This is a genomic window from Mesorhizobium sp. USDA 4132, from assembly GCF_056279545.1.
The window spans coordinates 3,294,910-3,310,072 of the sequence record NZ_JBWCCP010000001.1; the positions used below are offsets into that span (position 1 = coordinate 3,294,910).

Annotated in this window: 13 protein-coding genes; 1 reads left to right on the forward strand and 12 read right to left on the reverse strand. The window is 59.2% G+C overall.

Features of this window, described 5'->3' with window-relative positions:
• Nucleotides 1-84 precede the first annotated feature (84 nt).
• From ACZ9IU_RS16840 to ACZ9IU_RS16880, 9 genes are all read right to left on the reverse strand, one after another.
• On the reverse strand, nt 85-1,647 hold the full coding sequence (locus ACZ9IU_RS16840) for an ABC transporter substrate-binding protein (protein ID WP_038544789.1): 1,563 nt from the start codon (nt 1,645-1,647) through the stop codon (nt 85-87).
• 251 nt (nt 1,648-1,898) lie between these two features.
• Nucleotides 1,899-2,756 carry a sulfurtransferase gene (locus tag ACZ9IU_RS16845; protein WP_038544791.1) on the reverse strand — a complete coding sequence of 286 codons (858 nt, stop codon included), beginning with the start codon at nt 2,754-2,756 and terminating at the stop codon, nt 1,899-1,901.
• 302 nt (nt 2,757-3,058) lie between these two features.
• Nucleotides 3,059-3,772 carry a GntR family transcriptional regulator gene (locus ACZ9IU_RS16850; protein WP_051899795.1) on the reverse strand — a complete coding sequence of 238 codons (714 nt, stop codon included), beginning with the start codon at nt 3,770-3,772 and terminating at the stop codon, nt 3,059-3,061.
• Nucleotides 3,773-3,985: 213 nt separating this feature from the next.
• A complete protein-coding gene (locus tag ACZ9IU_RS16855) occupies nt 3,986-5,104 on the reverse strand; it encodes a Gfo/Idh/MocA family protein (RefSeq protein WP_038544794.1) in 1,119 nt (372 codons plus the stop codon).
• Between the two features lie 13 nt (nt 5,105-5,117).
• Nucleotides 5,118-6,116 (reverse strand): inositol 2-dehydrogenase, encoded by a 999-nt coding sequence (iolG, locus tag ACZ9IU_RS16860; protein ID WP_038544796.1) that lies wholly within the window; start codon nt 6,114-6,116, stop codon nt 5,118-5,120.
• Between the two features lie 64 nt (nt 6,117-6,180).
• Nucleotides 6,181-6,984, reverse strand: a complete 804-nt coding sequence (locus ACZ9IU_RS16865) for a TIM barrel protein (protein ID WP_173426755.1) — start codon at nt 6,982-6,984, stop codon at nt 6,181-6,183.
• A gap of 19 nt (nt 6,985-7,003) precedes the next feature.
• Nucleotides 7,004-7,804: an ATP-binding cassette domain-containing protein gene (locus tag ACZ9IU_RS16870; RefSeq protein ID WP_038544798.1), complete on the reverse strand. Its 801-nt coding sequence runs from the start codon at nt 7,802-7,804 to the stop codon at nt 7,004-7,006.
• A gap of 2 nt (nt 7,805-7,806) precedes the next feature.
• A complete protein-coding gene (locus tag ACZ9IU_RS16875; protein WP_038544799.1) occupies nt 7,807-8,928 on the reverse strand; it encodes an ABC transporter permease in 1,122 nt (373 codons plus the stop codon).
• 111 nt (nt 8,929-9,039) lie between these two features.
• On the reverse strand, nt 9,040-9,987 hold the full coding sequence (locus ACZ9IU_RS16880; protein WP_038544801.1) for a sugar ABC transporter substrate-binding protein: 948 nt from the start codon (nt 9,985-9,987) through the stop codon (nt 9,040-9,042).
• Nucleotides 9,988-10,200: 213 nt separating this feature from the next.
• Here ACZ9IU_RS16880 and ACZ9IU_RS16885 point away from each other — a divergent pair, with 213 nt between their 5' ends.
• Nucleotides 10,201-11,193, forward strand: coding sequence for a LacI family DNA-binding transcriptional regulator (locus ACZ9IU_RS16885; protein WP_038544804.1), 993 nt, complete (start codon nt 10,201-10,203; stop codon nt 11,191-11,193).
• A 113-nt stretch (nt 11,194-11,306) separates the two neighbouring features.
• Here ACZ9IU_RS16885 and ACZ9IU_RS16890 read toward each other — a convergent pair whose 3' ends face one another.
• The 3 genes from ACZ9IU_RS16890 to ACZ9IU_RS16900 form a co-directional block, all read right to left on the reverse strand.
• Nucleotides 11,307-12,506 carry a mandelate racemase/muconate lactonizing enzyme family protein gene (locus ACZ9IU_RS16890; protein WP_038544806.1) on the reverse strand — a complete coding sequence of 400 codons (1,200 nt, stop codon included), beginning with the start codon at nt 12,504-12,506 and terminating at the stop codon, nt 11,307-11,309.
• Nucleotides 12,507-12,523: 17 nt separating this feature from the next.
• Nucleotides 12,524-13,885, reverse strand: coding sequence for a mandelate racemase/muconate lactonizing enzyme family protein (locus ACZ9IU_RS16895; RefSeq protein WP_038544808.1), 1,362 nt, complete (start codon nt 13,883-13,885; stop codon nt 12,524-12,526).
• A 68-nt stretch (nt 13,886-13,953) separates the two neighbouring features.
• The gene (locus ACZ9IU_RS16900) at nt 13,954-15,120 is read right to left on the reverse strand and encodes a mandelate racemase/muconate lactonizing enzyme family protein (protein ID WP_038544810.1); all 1,167 of its coding nucleotides are present in this window, start codon (nt 15,118-15,120) and stop codon (nt 13,954-13,956) included.
• Nucleotides 15,121-15,163 lie beyond the last annotated feature (43 nt).

Below are 15,163 nucleotides of genomic sequence, written 5' to 3' on the forward strand. Positions count from 1 at the left end.
GACACCTTCCCGTCGTGCCAGAACAGGGAAAGCAAGGAGGCGGGCAGCCCGAAGACTGCCCGCCTTAGTCTTGGGAGAAGACTATCACTTCTTGGAGACGGACCAATATTCGTTGAGTGGGGGCGCGCTGTTGACCACAAGGCCCTCCACATTGGCACGCTGGAAAACGATCAGCTTGGGGCTGAACAGATAGGCGCCCGGGACTTTCTTGGCGATCTCTTCCTGCACCTGGAAGTAAAGCTGCTTGCGGGCTTCCAGGTCGGAGGTCTGCTGAGCCTTCAGGATGAGATCGTCGAGCACCTTATCCTCCGGCATGCGGAAGGTCATGGCCGTGATGGCGAGCGACGAGAGGTAACCGATGGTGATGTGGGCATCCGGGTCGTTGTACCACGGCTGGCGTCCGTCGAGCGCAACGTCGAACTGGCCGGAAGTCTGCAGCGCCCGCAGCGCCGGGAACTCGGTCTGCTGGATTGTGGCGTTAATGCCGATATCGGCAAGGTTCGCCTGCACGAAGGTGGCAACGGCACCCCAGAGCGGCCCCTGGAAGCTGTAGAGCTTCAGGTCAAGGCTCGACGGATCGACCTTGGCCTCCGCCAGCAGCTTCTTGGCGAGCGCCGGATCGTATTTCGGAGCCAGCTCCTTCATCTTCGGGTTAAAGGCCCAACTGTTCGTGGTCAGCGGACCATAGACGCGTTCGGCCGTGCCGCCGAAAACGCCCTTCAGCAGGCCGTCGTAGTCGATCGCATGCGTAATCGCCTGGCGTACCTTGACGTTGGCGAACGGGCCGTCCTTTTTGTTGTTGTTGAATTCGAGCTGACGAATGATCTGGCTCGACGTCTCGAGGATCTTGATATCCTTGTTCTTCTTCAGCGCCTCGATGTCCTCGGCGGCGATTGCAGACAGCTGACCCTGCTGCTGGACGATATCGACACCGCCGCTCTCAAGCTCCAGACGGCGGGTGGAGGCGTCCGGAATAACGCGATAGATGATCTTCGAAAGCTTTGGGGCACCACGGAAATAGCCCGGATTGGCTTCCAGAACGACATTCGTATCGGCCTGCGCCCCTTTGAAGACGAACGGACCGGTACCCACCGGATTGGCGGCGAACTTGTCGCCGAATTTCTGCACGGCCGCGGGGCTGACGATGGCCGATTGCGGCTGGGCGAGAATGGACAGGAAGGCCGGGTAAGCGGCGGAAAGCGTGATCTTCACCTCAGCCGGGGATACGACGGCGATATCCTTGATCAGGTCGAACGTCGCCTTGACGTAGGAATTGGTAGCCTTGGTGCGCTCCAGCGAAAACTTCACCGCCGCCGCATCGAAAGGTGTGCCGTCCTGGAACTTGACACCATCCCGCAACTTGAAGGTAAATTCCTTGCCGTCGGCGGAAATGGTCCAGTTCGTCGCCAGGCGACCTTCGAGCTGCTTGAATTCCGGCGACGTCCAGGCGACCAGCGTATCGAAGACGTTGAGGATGATTTCGCTGCCGACAGGCTCCGCCTTGTTGCCGCCGGGCTCGAGGCCGACCGGATCGGAAGGAACCGCAACAACAAGCGTCTTCGACCGATCTTGAGCCTGCGCGTATGTGCCTGCCGATATCAGCGGCACGGCGACCACCGCTGCCGCAAAACCCTTCCAGATATTCATGCTACGACCCTTCTCTGGCCATGGGCTCTTTGGAACCCGTTCCCGTATATCGCATCAATCAGCGCCTGCGCCCAACTGATATACTACGAGATATATCAATCGAATTTAAGCCTGTAAAGTCGAAGTGGCGCTGCTTTAGACAAAGAATATCTGCGCATATTTTTTGTGCCGAATGAGCGGTCCCCTCTCTACAACCGGCCACAATAGGAGAATTTCACGCCAAAAACGCTCGCCGTTTGAGCATCCTTCAATCAGAAAGGATCGGCACCCGTAATCACGGGACGCGTCGTATCTGAAACCCATGCGGACCACGATCCGGGATACATCGCCGCCGGTAATCCGATGGCGGCAAGCGCAAGCACGGTGTGTGCGGCCGACATGCCGGCACCGCAATAAACGCCGACGTCGCAAAAGCCGTCGACGCCGAGAGCGCGATACATCTCCCTCAGCGTAGCGCTGTCGGCGAAGTTGCCGTAGTCGGTAACGTTATCTGGGGCAGGCGCGCTGATCGCATGCGGAATATGGCCCCGCGCAGGCTGACCCTCCCCAACGGGACCACCGATGTAATTAGGCCGAATGCGCGCATCGAGAAGGATGCCCTCTTTCCCGAAGCGAAGAGCATCGCTGGCGTCAAACTCAGGCATGTGCCCCGGCGACAATACAATCGTGCTCGGCTGGACAGCGGTAACGGCGTCCGTCGTCGGAAGTCCGGCAGATACCCAGGCCGGAAACCCACCGTCTAATACGCGGACATCCGGCAGGCCCGCCCATTTCAGCACCCACCAGGCGCGGGCAGCCGTCATGCTGCGGTCCCCGTCATAGATGACGATCGTGCTTTCCGGCCGCAACCCCCATCGGCGCGCCTTTTCCTGCAGGATATCGATCTCGGGAAGCGGGCGCTGCCCACCCTCCGCGGAGGGTGGCGATTGAAAATCGGAATAGGCTTCCGTATCGACCGCGCCTTCGATCCGCTGTCCCTTGAAGGACGGTTGGCCGGTATAGGGGTTGATCGAATGGACTGCCAGAACTGTCAGATCCGCGCCGGATTTGCGCAACCCATTCAGGTCGAGCGGCGTAAGAAGAACTGATTTGCGAATGTCATCGGCCATGACACCATCTCCCGGAAATGGTCACTCCTTGAAATTATCCTCCTTCATTCGAACCTCCTTGGCAAGATGAAATATCTTACGTAATATCTTACAGCGTCGATATGCTCGGAGCCGCTCGCTTCTACTCCACGAAGCCCCCGGGAGTTGGTTACTTGACAGATATGGCCGTAGCGGAACGTGCCAGCCATCGCGTGGCGGTCGTGTATCTGGGAGAGATCGTCGAAGTAGGTTCGCGCGTGCAGATCTTCAGCAGCCCGCAGTCGTGAAGCAGAACTGACATCTCAAACGCCAGAAACAGCCCGTTAAAGCGAGATGCCTGGCTGCGGATTGGCGACCATCGCCGCAAACAGCCCCTTGCGGGTATTCTCGTTGTGCTCGATCATCGCAAGCCGGGCCTTCTCGCCGTCACGCTGCCTGAGAACCGCCACGATACGATGGTGGTCGTTAATCGTCTCCGGATTAATGTCGCGGATTCGTGTTCCCATGTAGAAAAGCCGGGCGCATTCCTCCAGGTGACTCATCACCAGCGAATGCAGACGCGGATTGCGCGACCCCTGAGCAATCGCGGAATGAAACATCTCGTTCGATGTCACGAACGTTTTGGTGCTGACATCTTCACCGACGACGTAACTGGCATCCGCCAACCGATCGAGCGCATCGAGTTCGTCTTCAGTCAGGCTTTGCGCGGCCAGAGCCGCTGCGGTCCCTTCGAGAACGCCCCGAACTGCAAAAAGGTCGTCCATATCCTTCAGTGTCACCGGAGTAACCCGATAGCCGCGACGGGGAAAAGCCTCCATCAACCCTTCGACGCAAAGCCGCGCGAGCGCTTCCCGCACCGGCGTCTTGCTCATCTGCAGTTGATCGGCCAGTTCCGGCTCGGAAACGTCCACACCAGGCGGAAGTACACCCGTTATTACGCGCTCACGCAATATCGCATAGGCCTGCTCCGTCAGCGATTTCCCACGCTTTTCAGATGAAACCGCCGACCTGCCAGTCCTGTTCACATCTCTCTCCATACCCCCGCGGGCCCCAACGCCTCTGCCTGGCCATGGATTTGTCTCCAGTGCCGAAAAGACGGGCGATGATTTCTAACATGGAATTCGATTGCGCCAATCCCGACCAGCATGTTTCGATACATGCCACGCCAGTAGTATACTACGTGGCATATCTATTTTGCGCAACACGCCCCTCTGGCGCCGAAATCGCTGCACGCTTTCGGGCGATCTGCATTAGCCGAATGTGCTGGTCCACTTACCGCTGGCATGTGATTGGGCCATGGCGTGGACCACTCTCTCGATCTGGATGCCGTCCGAGAAATCCACGAGCCTCGCGGGTTTGCCACTCAGCGCGTTCAGGATCTCGTAGGCCTCGATAACCTTGAGTTCGTTAAAGCCAAGGCCATGGCCGGGTGCGGGTACGAAATGATTGTACGGAGCGTGGATGGGCGCGATCAGGACGGTCCGGAAACCCTGTATTTCTGCTTCGTCCGAGCGTTGGTACAGTTGGAATTCGTTGGCCCGCTCCTGATCGAAAAGAATGGACCCCTCTGTTCCGAGAATCTGAAGTGCAATCCGTCCCTTGCGCCCCCAGGCAGACCGATTGACGATCAACGTTCCTGTTAGCCCGTCCCGAAAACGCATCAGCGCAGAAGCGATATCAAAGGTCTCCACCTTCTTATCAACGCCGTGAGCGTCCTTCAGCGTCTCGTAGGGACGCGCCGCATCGGCCATGACCTCCACAGGAAGACCGCACAGGCGCTGCAGCAGAGACAAGGGGTGCACGGCAAAATCGTCGAGTGCCCCATGACCGGACTCCGCCCGATGCTTGAGCGAATGCAGCATGTCCGGCGCCGCCATGAAGTCCTCGTCCATCTCGACGCGGATATTGGTGACACGCCCGATCCGCCCATTCTTCACCAGCGTTTCGATCTGCCTGAATGCCGGGCTCTGAATGTAGTTGTAACCAAGGACGCAAAGACGATCGGTGCGCTCTGCAGCCATCAGCATGGCCTCGGCGTCTTGCAGCCCAGTGGACATGGGCTTTTCGCACCAGACATGCTTTCCCGCATCGAGCGCCGCAGTCGCCATATCTTTGTGGAACTGGTTCGGCGAGGTGATTGAAACGATCTGAACGTCGGGATCATCGATCACGGCACGCCAGTCACCCGAGGATTTCTCAAAACCGAATTCGGCGGCGCGCTGTTTCGCAAGGGTCTCATTGACCTCGCCGAGATGAACGAGGCGCGGTCGGATGTCCGTGCCGAAAGTGGCCGCAACGGAGTTCCATGCCAATGCATGGCACTTCCCCATATACCCCGTGCCAATCAGTCCAATGCCAAGTGTGTTCACGTTAAATCCTCGCCTAGAGTATTTCGGCGAGGCTGACGGATTGCCCCGACGCGAGTGACCGTGTCGCTGCTTCCGCCACCGCAAGCGCATTGACGCCGTCATCCAGCGAAACCGGCAGTGCCGATCCGGACGTGATGGCATCGACAAACGCATTCCACTCAATGGAATAGGCGCGCATATAGCGCTCGAGGAAGAAGAATTCCGGCTTGGCGCCCGTCACGCCGTCCCGGGTGGACTTGGTGATGGTGTTCTCCAGGATGTTGCCGGCGGACAGCAGTCCGTCGGAGCCAAGCAGCTCGATGCGCTGATCGTAGCCGTATACCGCGCGACGGCTGTTCTTGATCACGGCGATCCGGCCATCGGCGAACTTGAGTGTGACGGCGGCGGTATCGACATCGCCCGCCGCACCGATCGCGGGATCGACGATCGAGCTTCCGATGGCCGTCACCGTCTCGGGCGCGCCGCCGAAGATCCAGCAGGCCATGTCGAAGTCGTGGATCATCATATCCCGGAACAGGCCGCCGGAAACCTTGATGTAGGACACCGGAGGCGGCGCCGGATCGAAGGAGGTGATCGACAGCAGTTCCGTCTTGCCGATATCGCCCCGGTCCGCGGCAGCCTTGAGCGCCGCGAAGTTCGGATCGAAGCGGCGGTTGAAACCGATCATGACCGGTCTGCCCGTAGCCGCCGCCGCGATCTGGCAAGCGCGGGCCCGTTCGAGGCTGAGATCGACGGGCTTCTCGCACAGCACCGCCTTGCCGGCCTTCGTCGCCGCCTCTATCAAGTCCGAATGGGTGTCCGTCGATGTGGCGATGAGCACAGCGTCGATGGCGGGATCGTTGATGATGTCGAGGCTGGAAGCGGCCTCGGCTCCATACTGGGAGGCGAGCTTTGTGGCGGCGTCCGTGTTGACATCCGAAACCGCGACCAGCGCGCTTCCGGGATTGGACGTGATCGCTTTGGCGTGGACGTTTCCAATCCGCCCTGCACCGAGAAGACCAACTTTGAGCATTTTCGTTCCTTCTGACATGTGATCGCACGTGCCTGACTCAAACGGCCGCGCAGAGAGGAGAGTGTTAAAGGGTAAAGGCTTGGCGGAAGCGGCTCAGCGCCAGCTCATCGTCCTCGGCCGGCCAGGCCTCAAGCCCGATGACGCCCGTATAGCCCATGGCGTTCAGCGCACGGGCGATGGCCGGGTAGTTGATCTCTCCGGTGCCGGGCTCCATGCGGCCGGGCACATCCGCCACCTGGATTTCGCCGATGAATGGCAGCGCCCGACGGCAGAGCTCGATGAGATTCCCTTCGCCGATCTGGGCGTGGTAAAGATCGAGATTGAGCTTCAGCGACGGACGATTGATCGCAGAGACCAGGGCGATCGTGTCGGCGGCCTTGGCGAACGGCGTTTTCGGGTGATCGACCGCTTCGTTGAGGTTCTCAAGAACGAACGTCACGCCTTCTTCCTCACCGAGATCCGCGATGCGATTGAGGGTGTCGCGTGCCTTCAGCCACATCGCGCCAGTGACGCCCTCCGACTTGAGCACCGGCAGCCCCTGCCCGTCGAGACCCGTCCCGTGCAAATTGAGCCGGGGGCAACCGAGTTCCTTGGCAACGGTGATAGACAGACGCGCCGTCCTGATGAGTTCATCGGCGCCCTCATCGTCCGCGAGCGTGCCGGTGATGTACCCCGTCATCGACGAGAACGTCGCGCCGGACCGGGCAAGAGCAGGAATATCATGCTTGGTCCAGTCCCAGATCTCGGCGACGAAGCCAAGCTCGGTGATCCGCTTCAGCCGCTCCGTGAACGGCAAAGAGCGGAAAACCATTTCTGCACAGACGGCCAGCGTGAAGGGCCCCGGATGTGCATGCTCTTCTGTCATCATTACAATCCCGTTTCGTGAATTAGATGGTGCCGCCGAGCTCGTTGGAGAGCGCCTGCAATTCTTTGCCGCCGGCCATCATGTTTTGAAGCTCATCGATGGAAATCTCGCTCTTGGCATAGGTGCCCAGCGTCTTGCCGCGATTGAGGATGGTGAAGCGGTTGCCGACCGCGAAAGCGTGGCGCACATTGTGCGTGATGAAGATGACTCCAAGGCCCTTCTGCTGCACATGGTTGATGTATTTGAGAACCATGGACGTCTGTGCCACGCCCAGCGCAGATGTCGGCTCGTCGAGGATGAGAACCTTCGCCCCGAAATAGACCGCACGCGCGATCGCCACGCATTGCCGTTCGCCGCCGGATAGGGTTCCGACCGCCTGGTTCGGATCCCGAACATCGATCCCGATCTTGTGCATCTCCTCCCGGGTCACGGCATCACAATGTTTGAAGTCGATGTAGCGGAAGGGCGGGATACCCTTGCGTGGCTCGCGCCCCATGAAGAAGTTGCGCGTTACGGACATGAGCGGAATCATGGCCAGATCCTGGTAGACGGTGGCGATGCCGGCATCGAGCGCATCACGCGGGCTGGAGAACGTGACAGGCTTTCCATCGACGAGCAGCTCGCCACCGGAAGGCTTGACCACGCCGGACAGCGTCTTGATCAGCGTCGACTTGCCGGCGCCATTGTCTCCGAGCAGGCAGAGAACTTCGCCTTCCAGCACCTTCATCGAGATCCCCGAGAGCGCAATGACGGAGCCATAGTGCTTCACGATGTCCCTGGCTTCGATGATCGGGGCCGGCGAATTGGATTGGATGTCGGCCATGCTCAGCGCTCCCCTGTAACTTTGCGGCGAATGAAGTTGTTGAAGAGGACGGCAAGCAGCAGCATGGTGCCGAGAAAGACCTGAAACCAGTCGGAGTCGAACTTCGTATAGGTGAGGCCGATGGAGACGAGGCCGAAGATGATTGCTCCGAAAAAGGCACCTATGGCCGAGCCGTAACCGCCTGTCAGAAGGCTTCCTCCGATGACGGCTGCGATGATGGCTTCGAACTCCTTCTGGAAACCGCGTCGCGCGTCCGTCGATCCGGCATCCAGCACCGTGATGATGGCGACGAGAGCAGCCGCGCATGCGGTCAAGGCAAAAAGCCCGGTCTTGACGCGATCGACGGGTACACCGGAGTTTCGAGCGGCATTGGCATCACCTCCGACGGCAAAGATCCAGTTTCCGACCCGGGTGCGCAGCAGGACCCACGTCGCAACGCCGGCAAGACCGACGAACCAGACCACGGAGACAGGAACGCCCGCGACCTTTGGCATGCCATTGTCGAATTTCTCGATCAGGTTGTTTTCGGCAAGCCAGGCAAAGAAACCCTGGAAGGCGAGGCCTGAAAACAGGCCGGCAATGGAGGTGTCTCCAACGGCTTCGCTGATACCGCGAAGCTGTGTAGATCCGCCGGTCGCCCATTTGAGGCCGACAAGTGTCAGTCCGCGCAGGATGAACAGGAAAGCCAGGGTGACAATGAACGAGGGAAGCCGGGTGCGGATGACGATCTGACCGTTCACGGCGCCCAGCAGAGCTGCGAAGAGCAAGGTAAATAGGATCGCGATCCAAAGTGGCTGACCAAAATTGACCAGCAGGCCACCGAAAATCAGGCCGGCGAAGGCCACCATCGAGCCGATGGAAAGATCGAACTCTCCGCCGATCATCAGCATGGACGCCGCAATGGCAAGAATCCCCAGCTGGGATGCCGGCGCCAGGATGGTCATCATTCCCGACAACGAGAACATCGAGGCATCGGCGGTAAAGAAGAAAAAGATCACCACCATGACGAGGCCCGCGACTGCGCCAAGTTCGGGGCGCCGCATCAGGCTTGTCAGGACACTGACCTTCTTGAGGCGCTCGTCAGATTTTATCGATGCGGCTGGAGTTTTGCTAATTTCAGTCATGGTTCCTCCCGTGGGCGTCGCACGCCACAGCCATGCAGACAACGCGTAGGGTTGGTCGGCAGCCCCTCCTGCTGAAGGAGCGGCCGACACGCTAACGCGACAGGGGGTGGATCAGCGGATGCCCTTCGCCGACAGTTCGACGACCTGAGCCGCCTTATCCTTGGTGATCAGATTCGGACCCGATGGAACGTTGCCGCCGGGGATGAGGCCATATTTCGCGTTATTGGCCAGGAAGACGGTCGACAAATAGCCCTGCAGGAACTGTTGCTGGTCGATCGCGAAGGCAGCTTCGCCGGCGGCAACCGCTTTCAGGAAATTGGCCGAAAGATCGAAGGTCGCCACATTGACCTTGCCGGTCTTGCCAGCGTCCTTGACGGCTGCGAGCGAAGGTTCGCCGGCGGTGCTTGCACCGAGAGCCATGATGGTATCGATAGCATTGTTGGCGCTCAGTGACGCTTTGACCTTGGCGCGAACTTCGGCCGGATCATTGGACACCGGCAACACGGTAACAGTACCGCCGAAGCCATCCGAGAAGCCCTTGCAACGCAGGTCGAGCGAGACGTTGCCGACCTCCTGGTTGACGCAGATGCCGGTCTTGCCACCCATCTGTTTCAGCTTTTCACCGGCAGCCTTACCTGCACCGTACTCGTCTTGACCGACATGCAGCAAGGCACCGAGTTTCTTGGAAACATCGGACCCGGAGTTGATGGAAATCACCGGAATACCGGAAGCCACCGCCTTTTCGATCGAGCGTCCGAGAGCCGAAGCATCCGGGATCGACACGATCAGCCCGTCCGGCTTCTGGTTCACCGCAGCGTCGATCAGCTGGCTCATAGCCACCATATCGAATGTCTCAGGCGCGCGATAATCGACCTGAACGCCGGCATCCTTGGCGCCGGCTGTCACGCCATTCTTGACCACCGACCAAAAGGGATCGTTTGCTTGGCCATGCGTGACGGCGATGATCTTGATATCTTTTGCGTATGCGAGACTGTCAGCACCCGCAACGGCTGCAACGATCGAAACGCCGAGCGCGAGTTTCTTGATAAGCGATTTCATGCTCTTTCCTCCCATTGACGCGGCTAAGCCTGCGTCGCTCCTCTATCCGACGTGGACCTCCCCCCGCCGTTTCCATTGCTAGGCCGCAATAGATTTTGCTACCGGTAGCAACCGTAAAATTCATATCAGTTGGCTTCAATATGTCAACTCAATAATTCCAATTTTCGGCACAACGGAATATCCATTCCACGCGATAGGTCAGGTGAGGTCAGTATGGCGAAGCGAGTTACAGCGGAAGATGTGGCGCGATCTGCAGGTGTCTCGAAGTGGACCGTCATTCGCGCGTTTACGCCGGGGGCTTCGATCGCCGAAAAAAGTCGATTGAGGGTTCTGGAGGCCGCGGAGAGCCTGAACTACCGGCCGAACTTGCTGGCACGCAGCTTGGCGACCAACCTGACACACCAGGTCGCGATCCTGGTCGATGATTTCAAGAACCCACACAAACTGCCAGTTCTCGAGATTTTGACTTGGCAACTTCAGTCAGAAGGCTTGTTGACGGTCCTTATCAACATCAATGAACATTTCGACCACGTGCAGGCGCTGTTGGATGCCGGCCAGCGTCAAGTCGATGCCATCATCTTGTTCGGCACGGCGTTCCGACCGGAGATGCTGGAGGACGATCGGATACAGGGCGGGGCCCCGCTTTACGTTTTGGCCCGCGATAGCCAGATACCGAATGTCCCCGCGATCACATGCGATACGCCGCTGGCGATGCGAGAACTATGCGAGTATTTTTATTCTAAAGGATATCGACGTCCCGCTTTTCTGTCCGGCGCCAAAACCCTTTCCACCGCGTTGGGCCGACGCCGCGCGTTCAACGCTTTCTGGGAAGCCCATGGCTCCAAGCCTGTGCTTGGTGCTTCGGCGGCGTCCTACAGTTCAGGACACGGATTTGAGGCCGCAAGGATATTGTTCCAGGAGACCCCACGCGAGCAATGGCCGGATCTTCTCATGTGTGAAAACGATGCTCTGGCCTTCGGCGCGATCGATTACGTCCGCAGCACCCTAAAACTCCGTATTCCGGATGATATTGCGATTGCCGGTTTCGACAATACTCCCCTCGCCGCCTCCCCTGCCTATGACCTGACGACATACGAGCAGCCCGCTATCGAAATGGTAGCGGCAATCCTGTCTATGATACTCGGAAGAGAGCCACGAGAAAACAGAGCCTTCAGGGGGAAACTTGTCTCAAGATCAACTGCTTAGCATTCGACAAATGCGACCTCGCGACAGGATCGGAATGGCAGCCTCGAACGCCGGCGATCCCTGGTCGGTCAGTTCACCGACGGTCTGTGCCATGCCGGCAAGTGGAGCGAGGCTCAGTCGAAAAAGCCCGCATCCTCTTCCCTGAGATATTTCCTGGCCCCTTCAGGGTCGATATCGAGGCCCAGACCCGGCGCTTCCAGTAAGTCCACCATGCTGTCCTTGACGATCTGCGGCGGCAAGCCGATTACCAGGTCTTCCCACCAGGGGTCGGAGGCGGTCGGATATTCGAACGCGACGTAATTTGCCGGCAACGTGGCGCAGACATTGATCAACGCGCCAAGCCCCAGCAGGCCGTTGGCGGTGCCGTGCGGTGCCATTAGGATCGAGTGCATGTAGGCGTGCTCGGCGACCCATTTGAGCTCGGCAATGCCGCCGATATCGGCTGGATCTGGGCCGATGACGCGCACCGCCTGCGTCTCGATCAGTTCCTTGAAATTGTGCCGCAGGTAGATCTGTTCCCCAGTGTGAATTGGTGTCGAGGTTGAGGTTGTCAGCTCCCGATAGGCCTGCGGATTGACCCACGGCACGTAGTCGCCGGTCAGCATGTCCTCGAGCCACATCAAATTGTACTTCTCGACCGCGCGAGCGAACTTGATCGCATCGGGCAACATCCAGCCCGGGCCGCAGTCGAGCGCCAGGCTGACCTTGTCGCCCAGCACTTCCTTCATCGCGATCACGCAGTCGAGCATGTGATTGAAACCACGCTCGCTGATCACGCCCTGATCCATGGCACCGTGATAGCCGGCCTTCTTCTGCGTCACGCCGTAGTGGAAGTCCTCGACAGTATCTTTCATGTTGGAGTGGAACGAGATTCCTTGCTTGACCATGAAGAAGTTCTGCGGCTGCTCCATCATCCATTTGACGTCAGCGGCGTAATCCTCCGGCCGGTCGCCCGTGCGTGTCCGGCGGACCGAGCCGTTGTAGACGCGCACCTTGTCCCGCACCTTGCCGCCGAGCAGTTTATAGACGGGCACGCCCGCGGCCTTGCCGGCAATATCCCAAAGCGCATGCTCGATAGCGCTCACCGCCGCGCCGTACGGCTTGAAAGATCCGCGTTGGCGGATCTTCAGCATGACTCTCTCGACGTCGGTCGGGTCCTCGCCGATCAGCGCCTCGCGGAGATGCAGCACCCAGGGCTTGAGGTAGGGCTTGGTAAATTCGACTTCACCCAAGCCATAGAGGCCTTCGTCCGTAACGATGCGGACGATCGGATGTCTGCCGATAACGGCGCAGCGGAGATCGGTGATCTTCATCTTCGTTCCTTTTAGCCTCAGCTCCAGGTGCGATCCCAGGAATACTCATCGTCCCAGTGGTCCGTAGGCTGCCAGATGCCGGCGACACCCGGCTGCAGATGCTGCGAGATCACCTCGTCGACAACGTCGTCAATCCCCAGGCCCGGCTTGTCCGAAACGGTGATGAAGCCGTCCTTCACCAGCGGCTTGGGAAGACCCGTGACGATATCGTCCCACCAGTCGACATCGGCGGAGTGGTATTCGAGTGCCATGAAATTTTCGGTCGCGGTCGCGACATGTGCCGCAGCCATTGCGGCGATTGGACTTTCTGCCATGTGGATGGCCATGGCGACACCACGGTCCTGCGCCATATCGCCGATCTTCTTGGTCTCGAGGATACCCCCACTGGTAAGCAGGTCCGGGTGGATAACGGAGACACCGCCGCTGTTAAGCAGAGGCTCGAAACCTTCCTTGAGGTATATGTCCTCACCAGTGCAGATTGGCACTGTGGTGGCGTCCTGCAGTTGTCGATATTGCTCGGTATACTGCCATGGGATCACATCCTCGAGCCAGGCCGGCACGTATTTTTCAATTCGCCTGGCAAGGCGAATGCCGTTCTGCATGGAGATATGGCCGATATGGTCGATCGCAAGCGGCACATCCATGCCGATGACCTCACGAACCTCGGCAATGTATTGCTCGAGGAAGTCGAGGCCCTTGTCGGAAAAGTGGAGGCCGGTGAACGGGTGCGGGATGTTATGCAAATCGTATACAGCGTTGCGGAGGCGCCGCTCCTCCATGGTCTTCAGCGGACCGCGGCCGGGGTGGTGGCGGTACCCTTCAAGTGAGCCGGCAGGAGACACGACCGCACCGGGCACATCCGCGATCTGCATCAATCCCAAATCCATCTTGAGGAAAGTGAATCCGAGCTCCATGCGCTGCTTGAGGCGCTTACCGGTCTCGGTACCGCTCGGCACGGTAGCGTCGGTATCGCAATAGACGCGCACTTTCTCCCGAAACCGGCCGCCGAGCATCTGGTGGACAGGGACGCCATAGGCCTTGCCGGCAAGATCCCACAAGGCGATTTCGACCGCCGACACGCCGCCGCCTTGCCGGCCGTGCCCGCCGAACTGCTTGATCCGTCGAAACAGGCGATCGATGTCGCAAGGGTTCTCGCCAAGCAACCGGCTCTTCAGCATCAGCGCGTAGGTGGCGCTGGCACCGTCGCGCACCTCGCCAAGCCCGACAATGCCCTGATTAGTGTAAATCTTAAGCAGCACCGAGGTGAACGGCGCGCCGACAATTTCGGCTACCCGCATGTCGGTGATGCGAAGGTCGGACGGCTTGGAACGCGTGTTCACCCGGTTGAGCGCCTCGTCGGCTCCATTTGCTTCTGGCATGATTTATCCTCGTTCTGGTCGGCGGTGCTCGTCGTCACGCACGCTGAGGCGGCGTAGAGCGTTGTTAGCTAGTGCAGCTCTATCTCGTGATTTTGAAGGTAGTCGCGGTTCATTTCGACGCCGAGACCAGGCCTAGGCGTAAGCTTGAGGCTGCCGTTCGAAACATCGAGTGGTCTGTCGATGAGGTGATCGTATTTGCCCAGGTTCCACTCTGACGTTTCAAGTTTGTAGAAATTGGGAACGGTCATCATCACCTGCGCTCCCGCAACCACGTTGATCGGCCCTGCGGCGTCATGCGGCGAGACCGGGATGTAGTAGGCTTCGCATAGGGCGGAAATCTTCTTGAGTTCGGTAATGCCGCCGGTCCAGGTGACGTCCGGCATGATGTAGTCGGCGAGCTTGTTTTCGAGCACCGGCACGAAATCCCACTTCGTGTGGCCGCGCTCGCCCCACGAGATGGCGGCGCTGACCTTCTCACGGACCTGTTTGAGAGCGCTGAGGCTCTCCGGTGGACAGGGCTCCTCGAACCAGTCGATCTGACCAGCTTCCTCGAGGCTCCGACAAAGGCGAATGGCGGTGGGAACGTCGAACCGGCCATGCGCATCGATGAGGATGTCGACATCAGAGCCCGCCGTTTCGCGGATCAGAGCAGTGAGTTCGGCGGCTTCGCGCTCATCCTTGCGGGTCATGCTGCCATCGAGGTAGCCGTCCCGCTGTTCGCGAGACTGTCCATCGGCAGTGCGGCCCTGGTGGGGGAAAGGATCGAACTTGAGCGCAGTGTGGCCGGACTCGACGATGTCCCGAATTTCCCGAACCACAGCCTCTTTGCTGGTAAACTTGGCCTGGTTGGGATGGGTGTAGAGCGCGATTTCATCGCGCACCGGCCCGCCCAACAACTCGTAAATCGGCTGACCCAGAACTTTGCCTCGGATGTCCCAAAGGGCTATGTCGATGGCACTTACGCATTCGACTGCGGCGCCGCGACTGCCCATGTAGGTGAAGTTGCGGAATATCTTGTGCCACAGATACTCGATACGTGCCGGGTCCTCGCCTGTCAAAGCGTCACCGATCTGCCGCAGGATCGTGCACAAAGCGCGATTGGCGAGCTTTGTCGTGGTGGTGATCTCTCCCCAGCCGCTCACCCCCTCGTCGGTCGTCACTTCGACGAACAGATACTCTCCCCAATAAGACGCATCGGATCTGATTAGCCACGGCCGAACGCTGGTGATTTTCATCTCAACTGCCTTTATCTGAAGTGGTCGTCATGACGTTGTTCAA